The 18303-nt window shown below is 41.5% G+C and carries 18 protein-coding genes; 9 read left to right on the plus strand and 9 right to left on the minus strand.

The genetic code is table 11. From position 1 onward, the window contains the following. Positions 1-150: 150 nt before the first annotated feature. From V7L01_RS29070 to V7L01_RS29110, 9 genes are all read right to left on the minus strand, one after another. Entirely contained in the window at positions 151-930 is a 780-nt protein-coding gene (locus V7L01_RS29070; protein ID WP_335041071.1) for a peptidylprolyl isomerase, read from the minus strand. A gap of 46 nt (positions 931-976) precedes the next feature. Next, positions 977-1990 carry an aldo/keto reductase gene (locus V7L01_RS29075; protein ID WP_335041073.1) on the minus strand — a complete coding sequence of 338 codons (1014 nt, stop codon included), beginning with the start codon at positions 1988-1990 and terminating at the stop codon, positions 977-979. Beyond that, positions 1987-3090 carry a T3SS effector HopA1 family protein gene (locus tag V7L01_RS29080; protein ID WP_335041075.1) on the minus strand — a complete coding sequence of 368 codons (1104 nt, stop codon included), beginning with the start codon at positions 3088-3090 and terminating at the stop codon, positions 1987-1989. Before V7L01_RS29080 ends, V7L01_RS29075 begins: the two co-directional genes overlap by 4 nt. A gap of 25 nt (positions 3091-3115) precedes the next feature. After that, positions 3116-4288, minus strand: a complete 1173-nt coding sequence (locus V7L01_RS29085; RefSeq protein WP_335041077.1) for an aminoglycoside phosphotransferase family protein — start codon at positions 4286-4288, stop codon at positions 3116-3118. Between the two features lie 141 nt (positions 4289-4429). Next, on the minus strand, positions 4430-4660 hold the full coding sequence (locus V7L01_RS29090) for a hypothetical protein (RefSeq protein WP_335041079.1): 231 nt from the start codon (positions 4658-4660) through the stop codon (positions 4430-4432). A 61-nt stretch (positions 4661-4721) separates the two neighbouring features. Next, positions 4722-4970 (minus strand): hypothetical protein, encoded by a 249-nt coding sequence (locus tag V7L01_RS29095; protein ID WP_335041081.1) that lies wholly within the window; start codon positions 4968-4970, stop codon positions 4722-4724. A gap of 65 nt (positions 4971-5035) precedes the next feature. Next, positions 5036-5254 (minus strand): hypothetical protein, encoded by a 219-nt coding sequence (locus V7L01_RS29100; RefSeq protein ID WP_335041083.1) that lies wholly within the window; start codon positions 5252-5254, stop codon positions 5036-5038. Between the two features lie 109 nt (positions 5255-5363). Then, positions 5364-5573 carry a hypothetical protein gene (locus tag V7L01_RS29105; RefSeq protein WP_335041085.1) on the minus strand — a complete coding sequence of 70 codons (210 nt, stop codon included), beginning with the start codon at positions 5571-5573 and terminating at the stop codon, positions 5364-5366. Positions 5574-5635: 62 nt separating this feature from the next. Beyond that, positions 5636-5830, minus strand: coding sequence for a hypothetical protein (locus tag V7L01_RS29110; protein ID WP_335041087.1), 195 nt, complete (start codon positions 5828-5830; stop codon positions 5636-5638). Between the two features lie 459 nt (positions 5831-6289). Between V7L01_RS29110 and V7L01_RS29115 the strand changes: the two genes are divergently transcribed. From V7L01_RS29115 to V7L01_RS29155, 9 genes are all read left to right on the plus strand, one after another. After that, positions 6290-6850, plus strand: a complete 561-nt coding sequence (locus V7L01_RS29115) for a helix-turn-helix domain-containing protein (RefSeq protein WP_335041090.1) — start codon at positions 6290-6292, stop codon at positions 6848-6850. Between the two features lie 18 nt (positions 6851-6868). Further along, positions 6869-9970, plus strand: coding sequence for a peptidase domain-containing ABC transporter (locus tag V7L01_RS29120; RefSeq protein WP_335041092.1), 3102 nt, complete (start codon positions 6869-6871; stop codon positions 9968-9970). An 88-nt stretch (positions 9971-10058) separates the two neighbouring features. Next, positions 10059-11465, plus strand: a complete 1407-nt coding sequence (locus V7L01_RS29125; RefSeq protein ID WP_335041094.1) for an HlyD family efflux transporter periplasmic adaptor subunit — start codon at positions 10059-10061, stop codon at positions 11463-11465. 93 nt (positions 11466-11558) lie between these two features. Continuing rightward, complete coding sequence (locus V7L01_RS29130) at positions 11559-12305, plus strand: peptidylprolyl isomerase (protein WP_335041096.1); 747 nt, start codon at positions 11559-11561, stop codon at positions 12303-12305. Positions 12306-13760: 1455 nt separating this feature from the next. Then, complete coding sequence (locus V7L01_RS29135; RefSeq protein ID WP_335041099.1) at positions 13761-14255, plus strand: DUF2231 domain-containing protein; 495 nt, start codon at positions 13761-13763, stop codon at positions 14253-14255. Beyond that, the gene (locus V7L01_RS29140; protein ID WP_335041102.1) at positions 14252-14857 is read left to right on the plus strand and encodes a DUF2231 domain-containing protein; all 606 of its coding nucleotides are present in this window, start codon (positions 14252-14254) and stop codon (positions 14855-14857) included. Before V7L01_RS29135 ends, V7L01_RS29140 begins: the two co-directional genes overlap by 4 nt. A gap of 32 nt (positions 14858-14889) precedes the next feature. After that, positions 14890-15840: a cytochrome c oxidase subunit II gene (locus V7L01_RS29145; RefSeq protein WP_335041104.1), complete on the plus strand. Its 951-nt coding sequence runs from the start codon at positions 14890-14892 to the stop codon at positions 15838-15840. Further along, positions 15830-17485 carry a cytochrome c oxidase subunit I gene (locus tag V7L01_RS29150; protein WP_335041105.1) on the plus strand — a complete coding sequence of 552 codons (1656 nt, stop codon included), beginning with the start codon at positions 15830-15832 and terminating at the stop codon, positions 17483-17485. The genes V7L01_RS29145 and V7L01_RS29150 overlap by 11 nt, the downstream gene beginning before the upstream one ends. Before the next feature lie 151 nt (positions 17486-17636). After that, positions 17637-18302, plus strand: a complete 666-nt coding sequence (locus tag V7L01_RS29155) for a cytochrome c oxidase subunit 3 (protein WP_335041107.1) — start codon at positions 17637-17639, stop codon at positions 18300-18302. Position 18303 lies beyond the last annotated feature (1 nt).

Below are 18303 nucleotides of genomic sequence, written 5' to 3' on the forward strand. Positions count from 1 at the left end.
TAGATCCAGTTGAGTGTTTTTATGCAGTTTTCTGAGTAGTGTTTCCAGAACTTATGTCCATTAATATAGTTAAAGCGATCGCCGCTTCTGGAATTCTCTAAGTACAATCGGTCTATCAAGTTATTGATTTTACATAAATAGCCTTAAAAACTATTGATGCTGTTCAGTACGCATAGAGGTAGTATTTGCTAGCCAATTTTGAAAGAGGGATTTTAAGACTTGCTCTCGGCTTTCACTGAAGTCACTAGGGAACCGCTTCTCAATTCTGAGAATGTGATAACCCAGTTTTGTTTGTATTGGCCCAATCACCTCGCCTTCTTTTGCTTGAGAAATAGCTTGTACAATCTCTGGCATTAATTCTGATAGAAAGTGAACACCAACAAAGCCACCATTTTGTTTAGACTGTTTACCCTTGGAGTATTCTAGTGCTAAAGCACAAAAGGAAACATTTGATTCTTGAATTGCGTAAGTTACTTTACTCGCGTCTGTTAGGTCGCTGACTAGAATCTGAGATAGGGCAACACGTTGATAATGTTGACGATTACTCAAATAATTAGCATCAACAGCATCTCCAAACAGATATTCTTTTAACTTATTTTTAAGTAATTCTAATCTGATACCCCTAGACCAATCTTCTACACTAATTCGCTGTTGTTGTAGCCAAGTTAAGGTTTCAGAAACTCCTATTAATTTGTGTTCGAGTCGAAATGCATCTCCGGCTGTCTGCAATTCATCATCAGTAACGGTCAAACCAAACCGTTGGCAAACATTTAAAATAAATGCATCCTGTTCAGCTAAAACTGCATATTCAGCTATTTTGTGAGAAGAGCGCAGGTAAGCAATCACATCTACATCGGTTGCTTGGGTAATTTCTGGCAGCACAAATTCCTGAACGGACTCTAATTGTGTATTTTCCAAAGTTTCTGTCATGGTTTTGTTCTCCTATGAAAATTGATTTGGGTGAGATTGTTGCTGATTAGTTGCGATAAATCAGTTTTTCAGAGGTAATTTCGGGAACTGCCAGTTTATTACGATGTAAATCACCGTAAAGATTTAGATATTCAACTTCAGATGCCGTTAGTTTACCTCGTTCAATGCCTGCGATCGCTGCATCAATTTCTTCGCGCCGAGTCAAACCTGTTAAGCAAACATCGACACACTTCTGTGTTAACGAGTATCGGTATAAGTCAGGAACAGTAGGCCGCCAGCATTTTTCTGGTAAACCAACTGGAACATCCCAGAGTGCGCCTGAATGAGAACCTGTAGACTTGAAGGTGACAATACCTGGTCGAGAAGGGTCTTGGACATTCAATTGATTAAATATCTGACTCTGAGCAGACCGATGAGCGACATTGTGCCTAACCATTACCACATCTAACAGGTCGCTATCCAACCACTGTTGCGCTAAATTGATATCGTGGAACGATGCACCGATATAGCGGACGGCTCCCATGTTCTTGAGTCTTTCTGAAGTGCCAAGCATTCTTTCAATAGCACGCTGATAAACGCTATTAGGCCCTCTTAAATCGGGAGTAAGCTGCAAGCAATCTTGTAAAGCTGACCCATCATTCGACCCAATCCAGCCCCAAAACAACACATCAATGTAGTCAATTCCCAGTTCCACGAACTGATCTAATAAAGCGGCAAGTGCCATTTCTGGACTTTTGATATAAGTCACAGTTGCCAGCACTACTTTCTCTCGCACCGAGGAACCACGTCCACAAAGCTGGCGCAATGCTCCAGACATCGGACTGTAGATATAGTGGTGTAAGTCGCTAGAGTAGAAAAAGTAGTTAATTCCTCTGTCAAAAGCGTAAAGTGTATCTTCGCTGGAGATGCTACCGCCGCCACCTAGACCGAGACAGCTGACCGTTAAATCAGTCCGCCCCAGTTTACGGTAAAACGGTAAATCCGACTCAGGGAATTTCTCTGCTGCACGGGCAACTTCGCTTGCTGAGACTGCTGGCGGCGCGAGATCGGTTAGTTTCATAGATTTAACGGGGTGTAGATGTCTTCAGAGTTGGCATTGAGGTAGGCACGCTGCCAGTCAATCTCTAAAACAGAGAAGTGTTGGCGGATAAATGCCATCCGAGTTTCTGGAGATTCATCGCCTTTCTGTCTAGCTGACAGCAAGCCATTGGCAACAATTTGACAACGATTCATGCCAAAACTTTCTACAGCAGCAAATTTGCAATCTGGTTCTTCTGCTAAAGCAAGTCCAGGCGCAAGTAACTTTGTAAATAGGGGTACTTCTGTGCGAAAATGCAATTGCTTTTCTGCATAAACGCTTTTTAGCACTTGTCGGATTGCTTGATAATTGCTTTTCTCAAAGTACAGAACCCCACTGTCATAGCGTCCGTAATCAGAAGGGTTGTATAGGACTTTAAAGGCGAAAGGAATTCTGATTTGGTTTAATTGCCGTGTCAGGCTTTCCATGAGTGCGATCGCACCTTCAGGTGTCAAGTTAAAGTAAACTCTAACTGTCTGAGGATGAGTGTCTGGGCCGGCATCGCTAACAGCCATGTAAAACCCGTTTTGAACTAGATTACGAGGCATACGGATAGCCACTAAATTGCCTACAGATGCTGATTGTTCGGTAGGTTGTAAATGGCGATCGCGTTCAATATGTAAAGTCAAACCACCCTTTTTCACGGCGAGGCTATTATCAGATTCTTGCCGCAACACCTGCCAACCTGGGTCAAAGTAGCCTTCTCCGGTATTGCTTTTATGCAGGCGATCGTAAAACTCTACATCTACTCCTAGAAAAGTATTGTTCTCTAGATTCTGATGCAGTGCTAGGTTATCTGAACTTGCATCTGCTGCCAGGGCAGCTTGCATAGAGCCGTTGTAATAGATGCCGTAGAGAAAACTTTGCAGTTGTAGACTCAGATACTTATTCTGGAGATCCGAAGGTATTCGTTGAAAACGAGTTACTACCTCGGCAGGAATTTCAAAAGGTTTGTAAGCTGGATGGCTAATACAAAAATTCGACTGGATTTGAACATGATTAGCAATATCTTGAAGAGAATCCAGCACTCGATTTGGTACAGAAGTTAGCAGTTGGGTTGGAAGAGAATTCAGTAATTGCATTATATTTTAGTGTCAATAAAAATACTTAAGCAAGAGAATGGCTTCGGTGAGTGAGTTCAGATTCTGCCACTCTAAAAACAGTTGGGATTGATTGTTCAGGGCGACATAATAAAGTTTTAGCAACCTGAAGCATACAGATACCTGCATTGCCAAAGGATTTTTGGTATTGAAGCATTGCCTGAATTTGTTGAATCAATGCAAGACCAGAAAATTGCACGACTCGTTTCAAAAAATCAGGGCGATGCTCTAGAATTTCTGGAAAATTAGCCAAATAAGTTTTAGTCAAGGCTGCAATTGAAGGTTGAAGCTGTTCGAGCGGTGTCATAGCTAATCGCAGAGATTCTTCGACATCAATAGATTTACTCACAACTAAGCTATTGAGCCAGAGTTGTAAATAACTAGCGATGAGCATTCCTAGGTCAAATGCAGGATCTCCCCAAGCGCCTCGCTCCCAGTCAATGAGTCGAATGACACTGTTAGTTGATTGCTCCAGAACTTCTTCCCAATTGCTATGTAAGAGGATATTGTTCAGCTTGAGGTCATTATGCGTTAGGCAGCAAGGCACTAATTCAGTGGCAAGTTGTGCGATCGCCTTCCCAAGGCTGTCGTATCGCTGATAGAGTGCAAAGAATTTCAGTGCGTCTGCGGGAACCCGACCGAAAACTTCAGGACTAATCCGTTCTAGCCCAAGATTAAAGTTAAGAGCTTGTTCAGTAGATATATCCTCAGATGTTTGCGAGAAAAATTCTTGATACTTTTGACAGTTGAATGTAGCACGATGGATTGTAGCTAAAGTTGCGCCGATTGAAGTTGCGATCGCAGTCGGAAATACATTCTCCTTTGTGTAAAATTCAGCTAAATCACAATAATCATTCAAGTAGTTAAAAATAATGACTGAATGCTCTGCATCAAAATGCACAACCTCTGAAAGCAATGGGCGAATATGGCTGAGTTCAAGAGTTTGTTGTAAAAACTCATGAATTCGCCATTCACTCAAAAATTCGCCAGCAGTTTTCCCTTCGCGATTGTGACGCTCCTGTTTAACGAGGAGTTGGCGGCCATCTTGCAAGCTCAGTAATAAATTAAAGTTTTTGGCAAATTTAAGTTCGACTTGGCTTAAATCTTCCTCTTCTTGAGTAAAGATATTCTGTGTCGCTAAATAGTTAAAAACGTTTTCAGAGCTTAATACAAGTGTCATGTGTCTCCTTCAATATCAAGGTTAAAAAGTAATTCTCAAATAAATATCATTGAAAAAGCGATTAGTATTTTAAAATATATTTTTAAAATAAAGATGATGAAAAGTGGGCAGTGCCCACCCTTTCATTTTATTTTTCCCAGTCTATAACCAGGCTATTATCCCCTTATTCTTATCATGAATTTCCCTGGCAGCTTTAGATGCCTCATAGCCCGCAGAAAATGCCAGACTGATACTCACTACAGCCGCCACAGGAGTGAATCCACCATAAGTAAAATTCAACTCATCATCGTTGATTTCATTAAGATAGCTTTCTTCATCTGAAATCAGAGCAAATCCTGATAGATTCAGATCGTTAATTAGAATGTTTGTCATGATAGATTTCTCCAAGCAATACGTTGCTTCATTAACTCAGTTGCTAGTTGACTTTAGTTAATCATTTGCCGGCAGTGATCCAGCCAGAAACAGCACCACCTACGGCAGCGATCCCTGCACCTACAGAAACCGCACATTTAGCTGAGGAAATTCGAGCAGCAGCAGTAGCAGCAGACCACACAAGCGCTGGTGTTAAACCACCGTAGATACTTTCAAATTCACTGTCACCCAGATCATCCATATAGCCTTCAGAATCAGAAAATAGTTCAGAACCAGTCGGACGCAAATCGTAAATATTGATAGTAGCCATTGTTTTTCCTCTTGAATGAAATTCATTGAAATGGAATTAGCTGTAAACTGCTTTGTTACAAGTAGTTAGCTTTTCCTGTTTGTGCGTAACTTCTGTATTAAGTGCTGTACGTTTTGTACGAATTCGGCATATGGTTTGGAAACAGGAACACACAAAGGACTAAACGGATAAATCAATCCACCCTGAATGTTGAGTTCTTCTTCAGATAAGTAGTGGATGAACTCAGAATCAGATAACAATTCATAACCAGCAGGATGCAATTCAGAAATTGCAATATTAGGCATAATTTTCTTCCTCATCGGAAAAATAGCGTTTAGCCTTGGTTCTACCTAGGCAGTCTTTTGGATCTGCCTATGGTTTTATCACTTAGTTAGATGACGTGTTAAGTGGGGACTATTTACCCTTGGTTAGATAACGTGCTACCTGACGTGTTAGGCGGGGACTAACGATCCTAGAAACGATAGCAGCGCAAACAGGTGAAGTTAGAATTCCACCATTAACAATATCAAGTTCACTATCACCCAGTTCACTAATGTAGCTTTCAGAATCAGAAAATAGATCAGAACCAGTGGGACGCAAATCGTAAATATTGATAGTAGCCATTGTTTTTCCTCTTGGATGAAATTGCTTGAAATGGAATTAGCTGTAAACTGCTTTTTTACAGCTTAGTTAGCTTCTCCTTGACCAAGAAATAACGTTGCACTAACGATGGTTATCCCAATAGTTACACGAACCAATATCAGAGAGCCACCCTGTATAGCGCCAATCTCACTATCAACTAAATCATCCATATAGCCTTCAGAGTCAGAAAATAATTCAGAACCAGTAGGACGCAAGTCAGAAATATTGATAGTAGCCATTGAATTTCTCGTCTGAGATAAAGTTTTTTTGAATTGGATTAGCTCTATATCGCTTAATCACATTTCAATTTTCGGAGATTAAATCTATAATTTCAAGACTGAAAAACTTCTTGTTTATGCAGAATTCAATGAGTTCTGTTTTAATTATTCAAATATTTAATATTCAAAAATAGAAGTACTTTTATCTGAAAAATTACAGTGCAGTAACGCGTCATTACTCCGAATTAGGCAATTTGAAACTGAGGCTATGTTTTTTGTTGTATATAGTGCTGTTTTTACCCTGTAACACCACCAAAGCCTGAAAAGCAACACTTGTGACTGTTTCCCAGATTATTGTAAAGCTTTGTAACGAGTTGTGGAATTCCCGGAGTTTTGATTCAGAGAAGTAACAGAGGTTCTCAAAGATTATCCAGATTAATTTCTATCTGGGCATTGCAAGTTATACCAGGAGGAATTGCCGTGGACAAGCAAGGTCTATATTTAACAGCGTTTCAGCGCAAGCTTCTATTGAAAAGTCTAGAAACAGATTTACGTCCAGAATACCGCCGTCGCATTGAAATTATGTTGTTGGCAGATGCAGGCCAATCTCAGACTCAAATTTGTGAAGCTTTAGGATGCTCTCAGGAGACGGCGCGGCACTGGATTACTATGGCCCAAACAGGTCAAGCTCACCATTGGAGCGATCGCCCGATGGGTCGCCCTAAGACCGTGAATGAGCAATATCTTGTTCGTTTGCAAGAACTGGCTAGCCATAGTCCACGTGAGTATGGCTATTCATTTCAAAGCTGGACAGGGCAATGGTTAAGCAAGCATTTGGCAAAGGAACTGGGGATTAAGGTTAGCAGTTGTCACATCAACCGTTTGCTCAAGGAAATGGGGCTTTCTACTCGACCAAAAGACAACACTACTGAGAAATATTCCTCAACTCAACAAGGTTCCGGCATTAAGATTGGCGATTTGCCATCGAACGTCCAACCTAGTTTCTCGTGGCAATTCAGTTTGATGAAAACCAGTAATTAATTGTGCACCTGGAAAGCTATGATTCAGAATAAATCTACGTTTCAAAAGCAACAGCTAGGTCAACAACTCACCCAAACCTTGGGTCAACCTCTTTCAGAACAAGAACTTTCAAATTGCTTTCAACAAATTGAAATCCTAGAACCAAATGCAGGTAAACTATTTTGGCAAACATCAGACGCTACGGTTGGTATTTATATCATCCTGGCGGGTAAAGCCAGGCTGCTCAATAGCACAGATAACTTAATCGCTTCATTGGGTGTGGGAGCATCATTTGGTGAGCTAACCCTGTTTCCATCAGGCTTTCAGCCTTATACTGCTAGAGCTTCGGTAAACCTCAAAGTTTGCTATATTCCGGGAGATTGTTTGCGATCGCTGATCCGCAAATATCCCTCAATCGCAGAGCATCTTCACTCCTCAGCAGTACTTTGGGATCTACTGGTGTTATGTCGTCAGACTCCTTGCCTTGCCAATGCTCCTGTAGAAGGATTGATGCAAATATTACCATTACTCGAACAGCGTAATCTCCAAATTGGTAAACTCCCATCTTCTCTACTCAAAGGCCAGCAACTTTGGTTACTGCGGCGAGGAGAACTATTGCACACATCAGGATGCAAGCTTACCGTTGGAAATATTTACGCTGTTGAGCAGTTACCCAAAGAACGTAGCTGGCAAGTGACTCAACCAAGCCAAATCTACAGCCTCAGTCGTTCTGATTGGGAAAGTGCGATCGCAAAAGAGCCACAACTGGCTGAACTGATTAACTCTGACACCCCGCTTGAAGATGGAAAGACGAGGAAAGAAGACACGGGGATGCAAAGACAAAGAAGGCGGGTTCCAATTGACGCGGCTGCCGTGGATACCCGAACACCAATTTCTAATTCCCAATACTCAAGTTCCCGAAAAAAAATCAGTAAGGCTTACTTCCCAAACCCAACAGTAAAAATCGGTCATTTTTGGCAACACATCACCCGGCGATATCCATACTTTGAACAGCAAAGCGCCTCTGACTGTGGTGCAGCTTGCTTAGTGATGGTTGGGCGTTATTGGGGCAAGCATTTTAGTATCAATACATTGCGAGATATTGCCAATGTTGACCGCAATGGGGCATCCCTGCGAGGTTTAGCTGCTGCGGCTGAAAGTATTGGCTTTGCAACTCGACCTGTAAAAGCCAGTCTCGACAAACTTGCCTTACAAAGCCTACCCGCTATTGTGCATTGGGAAGGAAGACACTACATAGTCGTCTACGAAGTGACAGGCGATCGCGTTATCGTTGCAGACCCTGCTATTGGTCAACGTACCCTCTCTCATGCAGACTTCAAAGCGGGTTGGACTGGCTACAGTTTATTAATACAACCTACCGCCCTACTTAAAGATGCAAAGGAAGCCAGCACTCCTTTTTGGCAGTTCTTTGAATTAGCTAAACCTCACTGGCTGGTGTTGTTGGAAGTATTCATCGCTTCCATCCTGCTTCAGATTTTTGGACTAATTACACCGCTATTTACTCAGCTATTGTTAGACCGAGTAGTTGTACAACGCAGCGATCTGACATTAACAGCTGTAGGGATAGGATTACTCATCTTTAGCCTATTCCGAGTCGCCATGACTGGACTGCGGCAATACCTTCTAGACCACACAGCTAACCGAGTGGATCTAGCCTTGATTGTAGGTTTTATTAGCCATACCTTCCGCTTACCCTTAAGCTATTTTGAGTCCCGTTACGTGGGAGACATCATTTCTCGCGTACAAGAAAACCGCAAGATTCAACGTTTCCTCACAGGTGAAGCACTCTCTATAGTTCTCGATTTACTGACAGTATTCATCTACGTAGGATTGATGTTCTGGTACAGTTGGAAAATGGCACTGCTTGTGTTAGTAATTGTGCCACCATTCGTATTACTGGCACTCGTTGCTACACCCTTCTTACAGCGTGTTTCTCGTGAGATTTTTAGTGCTTATAACGAAGAAACTGGTTATTTGATTCAATCTCTCACTGGTATTCGCACTGTCAAATCTATGGCAGTTGAGCAGTCTGTGCGCTGGCATTGGGAAGAACTTTTTGGTAAGTCAATTAAAAAGAACTTTTCTGGGCAAGTAATTGGCAACACGCTGCAAATATTTAGCTCTGGCATTGAAGCTGTAGTCACTACAGCATTACTGTGGTTTGGGGCATGGCAAGTAATACAAAACGAACTCACGATTGGGCAACTTGTCGCTTTTAATATGTTGCTGGGAAATGTAATTAATCCTTTTCAGCGACTGATTTTGCTATGGAATGAATTGCAAGAGGTGCTGATTGCTGTTGAACGTATCAATGATGTAATTGACGCTGAACCAGAAGAAGATTTGCACTCGTCATCTCGGCAATCTTTGCCACCAATTCGCGGTTACATTGTCTTTGATAAAGTGACTTTCCGTTACCATCCAGAAAGCGATGTCAACACACTCGAAAATATTAGTTTTGAAGTGCAGCCAGGGCAAACGATCGCACTGGTTGGGCGCAGTGGTTCGGGAAAAACGACCATTTCCAAGCTGGTATTGGGGCTGTATTCTCCCACAGAAGGGAAGATTTTGATTGACGGCTATGATACAAGCAGCCTTTCATTGCGATCGCTCCGTTCTCAAATTGGTGTGGTTGACCAAGATACTTTTCTCTTTGGTGGTACGATTCGGGAAAATATTAGTCTAGGTTATCCCGAAGCAACTTTAGAAGAAGTGATAGAAGCAGCGCAACAAGCGGGGGCGCATGAATTTATTAAAGAATTACCGATGGGCTATGAAACACAAATCGGTGAGGGCGGAGGAACCCTGTCTGGCGGACAAAGACAACGGCTAGCGATCGCCCGTGCCCTTGTCGGAAATCCCCAACTGCTGATTTTAGATGAAGCCACCAGCAGTCTTGACGCTGAATCTGAACGTATCATTCAGACTAACCTCAACAAAATTCTTCAAGATAGAACAACGCTGGTGATTGCTCATCGCCTTTCAACAGTACGCAATGCTGACAAAATTTTGGTGCTAGATAGAGGCCTTTTGGTTGAAAGTGGAACTCACGATGAATTAATGGCTAAACGCGGTCACTACTTTTACCTGAATCAACAGCAACTTACCATAGCAATTTGAACTAAAATGCCCCTTCAGGTTTCGTTCTTTAGCTTTGCTAGAAACTAGAAAAATCCAATATTTGAAATCCAAAATGGTATGACCAATTATGCCAAATGAATTTACTACTCAAGAGCAATTCAATCAAAACGGTCACAAACCTAGTAGTCAACTGGACTTAAATGACTCTAAAAAAACACTATCCTCACGAGAGCCAAAATCCTATGCACCTCTAAGTGAAGACTGGTCTTCTTTAACAAAAGAACTAATTGATACCTTACCACGGATTTGGACACGCGGCTTATTGTATTGGCTAGTAGTATTTGCTGCGATCGTCTTACCTTGGGCAATGCTATCTAAAGTAGACGAAACAGGTAGCGCCAGAGGACGACTTGAACCTCAAGGGAGAACTGTGAGATTAGATGCACCCGTTACCGGAAAAGTTACAGCTATCAAGGTAAAAGAAGGCCAAACTGTAGCTTCAGGGCAAATTTTGCTAGAATTGGAATCAGAATTAGCTCGTACTGAACTGCAACAAACTCAGGTAAAACTTGAAGGTCTACAAAACCGAGTTAATCAGCTTCAGTTATTAAAAAATCAACTGGAAATATCTTTACGCACTCAGCAATTGCAAAATCAAGCTCAAGAAGCTGAACAACTTGCTCAACTTGACCAAATACGGCAAAGGTTTAGTTCCAGCAAACAAGTATATGCCCTAGAATTCGGTCGGATAAAATTAGCTAAGAATGAGGTGCAACGTTATCGATATCTTTTACAGAAGGGCGCTATTCCCAAGAGTAAATTAGAAGAAATAGAAGGCGTAATGTTTGAGCGTCAAAGACTTTTAGAACAAGCTCAATCAGATATTCAACAGGCTAATACCGAGATTGCCAAACAACAAAGCACCAATCAACGTATTAGACGCACAGGTGAGCTTGCTGTTTTGGATAGTCAGAAACAACTTAAAGAACTCCAGGCTCAAGTTGTAGATTTACAATCAGAAATTTCTCAAACAAAAACACAAATTCATTCTTTGCAATTTCAATTAAAACAGCAAACACTCCGTGCTCCGATTGATGGCACAATTTTTGAGTTGTCTATCAATAACGCCGGAACAGTTGTACAACCAGGGCAGATGGTTACTCAGATTGCACCTAATGGAGTACCTCTAATATTCAGAGCACAGATGCCTAGTCAAGAAAGTGGTTTTCTGCGTGTAGGAATGCTAGTGAAAATTAAATTTGATGCTTATCCTTTCCAGGATTATGGAGTGATAGAAGGCAAACTCCACTGGATTTCACCAGACTCTAAAGTTGTGGAAACTGCCCAAGGTAAGATAGAAAACTTTGAATTAGAAATTGCAGTGCCACAGACTTATATTCAAAGTGGAAACAAACGTATTGCTTTAACGCCTGGTCAAACCGCAACTGCTGAGGTAATTGTTCGGCAGCGCCGTATTGTTGATTTTGTACTAGATCCATTTAAAAAGCTGCAAAAAGGCGGTTTGAAACTATAAAACAAAGGAAACTTCAAAAAGTTACTCTTTCCTGTTTCATTTTTAATATTTCCAAACTTAACTTTAATTTATCGATCGCTAAGGAGTTCTCCTATGTTAGAAGTGCCAACTGTTTCTCAAAACGAAATTCTCAACCAAATCAAGCTTTCATGCCAAATCCCTTCTGTGATAGAAGGGATTCTTACTCGCAAAATTATTTCTCATACGGCACAAGAGGTTGGTATTAAAGTGGAGCCAGTAGAACTACAGCAAGCGGCAGATAGCTTGCGTTTGATGAATAATTTGACTAGTGCTGATGTTACTTGGTCATGGCTACAAAAACACAGTTTATCTTTAGACGAGTTTGAAGAATTAGTTTATTACACAGTAATTTCTTCAAAATTAGCTCAATATCTGTTTGTAGACAAAGTTGAACCTTTTTTTGTAGAACATCAGATTGATTATGCTCAGGTAGTTATGTATGAAGTGGTTTTAGATGATTGCGATTTGGCTATAGAAATGTTTTATGCATTGGTTGAAGGTGAGATGAGTTTTCATGAAATTGCTCATCAATATATTCAAGATACAGAACTACGCAGAAAAGGGGGATATCGAGGGATATTAAGCCGTGCAGATTTGAAACCAGAAATTTCTGCTGCTGTCTTTGCGGTAACTCCACCGCAAGTTGTCAAACCAATATTGACATCCATTGGGGCACATCTGATTTTGGTTGAGGAACTCATCGAGCCACAATTGGACGAGATGTTGCGCTTAAAAATTCTCTCAGACTTGTTTTCTGAATGGTTAAAGCAACAAATTGAGCTAATTTCTAGTTCTTCCGCTGTTTTTATGGTGAATTAATCGTAAAATACCAGTTTAATAGACTGCGTAATTTAAATTTTTCAAAGTTACGAAATCTTTTGCAAACTGCTGAAATCACAAACATTTCAGCTTTTCTTAGTGCCATTCGGCCTTGACTGATGTCACTTCGATGATTTCATTTGCAGGCGGCGAGTTTAGTGTTGGTGACTGAACTATGAACAGGTAAAAAACCTGAAGCTAGAGGATTTGAAACGCTTGTGTGGAGCGCGTCCAGAGACTTTTATCTCAAAAGGCTTGAAGATGAAGAACAGAAAATCGCTTAGTCAATTTATTTTTTCTGGCGATCGCTTACAACGCACTCTCCAGGAATAGCGTTTTGCCCACTGTAGGCAAAACGTGTCCTTAGAATGATATTTGATAGCTACTCCTGCACCAGGGCTATTTCGTTCTAGACATAAACCGCCCAGAACTAAAGTTCCGAGCTAATAGCCCAACTCCACTAAAGTGGACTAAAAGCCTTTATTAGTCGTCTTTAGACGACTTTTGCTATTAGCCTTAGAATTTATTCTGAGGCAGGCTAGATGAGAATGAAATAGCCCTGCACCTGATAAAGCTAAACAGCGAGCTATAGCAATCCTATCTGAGTTGTGAAAAATACTCTTTTTAAGGAACCGCTTTGAGCATGTAAGGGGAATAGCTCATAATTCTTTCGATACTTTTAAAACTTGTATGTGTTGTAAGTAACTGAAGACTTGCATGATATTTTTGCCTTATGGGCGTTAGTATTACCTTGGCAATTTAGATGGTCAAATGGGTCAATTCTTGCTTAAAAAAGCAAAAAGCCTTTTTATTTTAAAAAATCTCTACTATTTTTATAATCTATCCAGAGAAAGATAAATAATATATTGTTTGACTGACGAATATTTCCATTATTTGTCATTTCTGTGACAATAGTATGTCTTTATTTTTTAAGATTTGCAAAATTGCAATTTTAAAGCTAATATCAATCTCAAGAAAGATTTATGGTATATTCAGACCAACTTGGGTTACTAGTTAAGGTAAAATTCTTAGTTAATCAATGTAAATGACCTAAAATAAGATAAGCATGTAAGATTTAAGGCATTTTTAGCCATCTCTAAAGTGTTTGGATTGGCTATATGATAATAGCTAAATTAATCAAGCTAATCAACAATAACTAACAATTTTGGGGCTTGTATAAATGTCAAAATAGATATGATATAAATTAAAACTATGGTTAGTATAATAAGTTTTGATGTAGAAAAAAGCTAATTCATAAAAAACAGTAAAAATGGAAAAAATATTCTATTTAAAAAGCTATTTACCAAATCAAAGCGTATCGCAAATATTCAATGTTTTTTAATAAGTTTAGCTGCGGCGTTAGCAGCAGTATTATTGACAAGATGAATGGTGCATTAGGTGGATGACAATTCCATGCAACGCATCTAGATATTTAGACCCACTAAGGAGAAAGCGATGCCTGCTCTGTCTCTAAATAACCAAAATTTACCATACCCTGACCCTCTACACCCGATCGTTGTCCACTTCGTAATTGGGATGGTGCTTTTTTCTTTTGTGTGCGATGTGCTGGGCTATTTCACCCGCAACGTGCGTTTGTATGAGGTGAGTTTCTGGAATATGTTTGTTGCCTCAGCAGCCATTTTTTTAGCGGTGATTCTTGGTCAGTTTGAAGCAGGTCTGGCGAACATCTACCCAGCAGTTCAACCAACACTGAATTTTCATACAGTGATGGGTTGGTCGCTGGCGGCTATTGTCGTTGGCATTACAGCTTGGCGTTTTGCGATTCGCAACAGCACCCCACGCAAAGTACCGCCTGCTTACCTTGGTGCTGCAACGTTTTTAGTCTGCTTAGTGTGCTTGCAAGTCTATCTAGGAAGCAAGCTAGTTTGGGTGTATGGGTTACACATCGAGCCAGTTGTGCAAGGGATGAAGCAGGGAGTTTTGCCATGAACTCGCAACTCATCGACCAGTTGAGATTGAGGCTGAATGCTAACGGATTACCTTATGAGATTCCTATACATCCACAACTGGTGCATCTAACATTGGCTTTGCTGATTATTGCCATCATTTTTGATATTGCAGGAGCGCTTTTTCCTATAGAACGACCAATCTTCAAATTTTTAGGTCTGGCTACCCTCCGTTCTGGTTTCTTTGATGTCGGCTGGTACAACCTCATAGGTGCAGCTTTTATCACCTTTTTCACCGTTGCAGCTGGTTTTTTCGAGCTACTGCTAGCAAATCCACCAGTCGATCAAAAGAGCGTTTGGGGGTTAACTGCTGGTTGGACGATGCTTTTGCATGGTTTGGGTGGCATTTCGTTGTTGGGGATCGTCGTTGCCATGACTGTATGGAGAGGTTTGCAACGCTATCGCTGGCGCAAGGATGCTTCTAGACAAGTGCAGTGGAGTTACTTATTAGCAGGTATTGCAATATTGGGCATCTTATTTGTCCACGGAACTTTGGGAGCGCAATTGGGAGAAGAGTTTGGAGTTCACGTTACTGCTGCGAAGTTACTCCAAGAAGGTAGAAGCCCAAATTTACTACCTAAATAATCAAGCGGGAAGTACTCTTACATGAAATTATTATGTTTAGTTTTTTTGAATATGTACTTATAGCCTTTTATGTAGCAGCGCTGCTGATTGTCAGTCGGTGGATTGGGCAGCAGGCGTTTTCTTGGATGCCTCCCCAGGCTACAACAGAAGCACAACGGGTAGATGATTTATTTAGCTTTTTAGTCTCAATTGGAGCATTTATCTTGCTGGGGCTTGTTGGTGTTATGGTGTATGCGATCGCCTTTCATCGCGCCCGCCCGGAAGACTACAGCGAGGGACACCCTTCGAGAGGTGATGCGAGGCTAGAAATATTGTGGACAGCCACCCCAACTCTGCTAGTAATATGGATTGCCTTCCAAAGCTTCAATATTTATCAGCAATTAGATATTTTGGGTCTAAACCGAATTGTGCATTTGCACGCGCCCCTAGAATCTGCACCCGCCTACGCCGCAACCGTTAGCGATGTCCCCAAACCTGCATCTGAAACAATTGATGTTTTGGTTAAGCAGTGGGATTGGTCTTTCCGCTATCCAAATAATTTTACCAGTAAGGAATTACACTTGCCGATCGATCGCAGCACTCGCTTAAATATGCAAGCACAGGATGTCATCCACGGTTTCTACGTTCCTGAGTTTCGCTTAAAACAGGATATTGTTCCAGGGCGCAACATTGACATTGTGCTAACACCCATTCGCCCAGGCAAATATCGACTGAAAGATTCTCAATATAGTGGTACTTATTTTGCCTTGATGGAGACAGATGTATACGTTGAATCCCTTGATAAGTATAATCAATGGCTCGCGCAAACAGTGTCTAGCGGTGAAAGTGCGATCGCCTCTGGTGTTGGCGTAGCGATCGCAAAAAATCAGGCAGTTGCCGAAAATATCCAACCACCAAACACTTTATTCAAAAGCGGCTGGCACACCGTCGCACCTGCTCAACCTGCTATAGCAAATGAAAGGAAAATAAATAATGACACATGATTTGAGTGAAGCTATAGCCAAGGATAGAGAACCTGAGAATAACTGGCGGGAATATTTCAGCTTCAGCACCGACCATAAGGTAATCGGTGTTCAGTACATGGTGATGACCTTCATTTTCTTTCTTCTGGGCGGGCTGTTAGCGATGATCATCCGGGCTGAATTGCTCACCCCGGAATCAAATTTAGTTGACCGCCCCCTCTACAATGGTTTGTTCACCATGCACGGGACAATCATGATTTTCCTGTGGATTATTCCCTTCAATGCAGGTCTTTCTAACTACCTAGTGCCACTGATGATTGGAGCGCGGGACATGTCTTTTCCCCTGCTCAACGCCATCTCTTTTTGGATTCTGCCACCAGCAGGTCTTCTACTAATATCTAGCTTCTTGCTACCTAACGGGACTGCACAAGCTGGCTGGTGGTCTTATCCACCAGTTAGTCTGCAAGTTCCAGGCGATCATTTTATTAACGGTCAATTTATTTGGATAGTTAGCTTAGTACTGATAGGTATCTCTTCAATTATGGGGGCTGTCAACTTTGTCACCACTATATTTTGGATGCGATCGCCAGGGATGACATTTTTCCGAATGCCAGTCTTTGTGTGGTCAGTTTTTAGCGCCCAGTTGTTGCAGCTGATTAATTTGCCTTCCTTGACGGCTGCATTGATACTGCTGTTACTTGACCTCTCCTTCGGTACACAATTTTTTAAACCTGAGGGAAATGGCGATCCCATTATTTACCAACATTTATTTTGGTTCTACTCTCACCCAGCAGTTTATATCATGGCGCTACCAGCCTTCGGTATTATTGCGGAGGTTCTGCCAGCATTTTCTCGCAATCCCCTATTTGGCTATCGGTCAGTGGCGATCGCTACTTTAGGTATCGCTGTGATTAGCATCTTCGTCTGGGTGCATCATATGTTCACCAGTGCTACCCCCGACTGGATGCGGATGACCTTCATGGCCACCTCAATGTTAGTTGCCATACCCACTGGTGTTAAAGCCTTCGCTTGGACTGCCACAATTTGGAGGAGCAAGTTGCACCTAGAGACACCAATGTTATTTGCAATGGGAGGTGCAGCGATGTTTATTTTTGGCGGTGTCACTGGTGTGATGCTTGCCGCCACGCCATTTGATATCCACGTCAATAATACTTACTTTGTAGTGGGTCACTTTCACTACATCGTTTTTAATACCATTACGATGGCAATCTTTGCCGGAATTTACTTCTGGTTTCCCAAGATAACTGGAAGGATGTACGCCGAGGGTTGGGGCAAGCTGCATTTCTGGTTGACCTTTATTCCTGCCAATATCACCTTCTTCTCCATGCACCCATTAGGTTTACAAGGGATGCTACGCCGAATTTCTTCCTACGATCCCCAGTATCAGGGATGGAACGTCATCTCTAGCCTTGGGTCATTCTTGTTGGGAGTATCCACGCTGCCATTTATTGCTAACATTGTCGGTTCCTGGCTATATGGAGTGAGGGCAGTTGATAATCCTTGGCACGCTACGGGGCTGGAATGGACAACTTCCTCACCACCTCCGCGAGATAACTTTGAAGAGATTCCTGTTGTCAGCAGACCTCCTTACGACTATGGCGATCCAAAATATTCATTCGTGGAAAATTCTGATAATGGTGAGTAATTCCGTTTTTTTATAAAGCTGCGCTAAATTTTAGCTTTTTTTTTAACGCAAAGGTACGCAAAGGTTAGCGCAAAGGTACGCGGAGGTTTTTTAAAGATAATTCGCTATGTCCGAAAAATCAGATGGAACCTGAATTTATTAATTACGAATCATGCAACGTCGCAGCATCCATATCGATGAAAGTCCAATCCGTTTTGACCAGTGGCGGCGACGCTTACCAAATTGGTTACAGCGCTTTTTGCCAAGTGGTGGCGGGAGTCATGAAGATCATCATGGCAAGGGAATGTTCGGGTTTACTGTATTCCTGTTGTCGGAAAGTATCATTTTTTTGAGTTTTATTTTTACTTATGTTGCTCTGCGACTGAATACTACTAACTGGTTACCACCCGGTATTTCTGGGCCAGAATTGTCTACACCCGTGATTATTAATACAGTAGTATTACTTTCTAGTAGTTTTGTTATTCAACCAGCAGAAAATGCCCTCAAACGTAATCAACTGGGTAAATTTCGTTGGCTATGGCTGATAACGATCGCAATGGGAACCTACTTTTTAATTGGTCTATTAATTGAGTGGAAAAATCTTGATTTCAAGCTCACTACAGGATTAGTTGGTTCTACATTCTACTTGCTAACAGGTTTCCACGGTTTACACGTTCTGGCTGGTGTTCTGCTTCAGATAATTATGCTGATTCGCTCATTTATTCCAGGCAATTATAATAAAACTCACTTCGGTACAAGTGCCACAACTTTATTTTGGCACTTTGTTGATGTGGTTTGGGTCTTCCTTTTCTCGCTTATCTACCTTTGGCGGGCATAAA

The organism is Nostoc sp. (assembly GCF_036917095.1).
Classification (GTDB): domain Bacteria; phylum Cyanobacteriota; class Cyanobacteriia; order Cyanobacteriales; family Nostocaceae; genus Nostoc.

What these genes read in the sequence shown, in the direction of transcription:
- V7L01_RS29120 (WP_335041092.1), top strand. Translation starts at nt 6,869, where the DNA reads ATGATTCAGAATAAATCTACGTTTCAAAAGCAACAGCTAGGTCAACAA.
- V7L01_RS29150 (WP_335041105.1), top strand. Translation starts at nt 15,830, where the DNA reads ATGACACATGATTTGAGTGAAGCTATAGCCAAGGATAGAGAACCTGAG.
- V7L01_RS29135 (WP_335041099.1), top strand. Translation starts at nt 13,761, where the DNA reads ATGCCTGCTCTGTCTCTAAATAACCAAAATTTACCATACCCTGACCCT.
- V7L01_RS29090 (WP_335041079.1), bottom strand. Translation starts at nt 4,660, where the DNA reads ATGACAAACATTCTAATTAACGATCTGAATCTATCAGGATTTGCTCTG.
- V7L01_RS29110 (WP_335041087.1), bottom strand. Translation starts at nt 5,830, where the DNA reads ATGGCTACTATCAATATTTCTGACTTGCGTCCTACTGGTTCTGAATTA.
- V7L01_RS29075 (WP_335041073.1), bottom strand. Translation starts at nt 1,990, where the DNA reads ATGAAACTAACCGATCTCGCGCCGCCAGCAGTCTCAGCAAGCGAAGTT.
- V7L01_RS29070 (WP_335041071.1), bottom strand. Translation starts at nt 930, where the DNA reads ATGACAGAAACTTTGGAAAATACACAATTAGAGTCCGTTCAGGAATTT.
- V7L01_RS29085 (WP_335041077.1), bottom strand. Translation starts at nt 4,288, where the DNA reads ATGACACTTGTATTAAGCTCTGAAAACGTTTTTAACTATTTAGCGACA.
- V7L01_RS29100 (WP_335041083.1), bottom strand. Translation starts at nt 5,254, where the DNA reads ATGCCTAATATTGCAATTTCTGAATTGCATCCTGCTGGTTATGAATTG.
- V7L01_RS29140 (WP_335041102.1), top strand. Translation starts at nt 14,252, where the DNA reads ATGAACTCGCAACTCATCGACCAGTTGAGATTGAGGCTGAATGCTAAC.
- V7L01_RS29155 (WP_335041107.1), top strand. Translation starts at nt 17,637, where the DNA reads ATGCAACGTCGCAGCATCCATATCGATGAAAGTCCAATCCGTTTTGAC.
- V7L01_RS29095 (WP_335041081.1), bottom strand. Translation starts at nt 4,970, where the DNA reads ATGGCTACTATCAATATTTACGATTTGCGTCCGACTGGTTCTGAACTA.
- V7L01_RS29125 (WP_335041094.1), top strand. Translation starts at nt 10,059, where the DNA reads ATGCCAAATGAATTTACTACTCAAGAGCAATTCAATCAAAACGGTCAC.
- V7L01_RS29105 (WP_335041085.1), bottom strand. Translation starts at nt 5,573, where the DNA reads ATGGCTACTATCAATATTTACGATTTGCGTCCCACTGGTTCTGATCTA.
- V7L01_RS29080 (WP_335041075.1), bottom strand. Translation starts at nt 3,090, where the DNA reads ATGCAATTACTGAATTCTCTTCCAACCCAACTGCTAACTTCTGTACCA.
- V7L01_RS29145 (WP_335041104.1), top strand. Translation starts at nt 14,890, where the DNA reads ATGTTTAGTTTTTTTGAATATGTACTTATAGCCTTTTATGTAGCAGCG.
- V7L01_RS29130 (WP_335041096.1), top strand. Translation starts at nt 11,559, where the DNA reads ATGTTAGAAGTGCCAACTGTTTCTCAAAACGAAATTCTCAACCAAATC.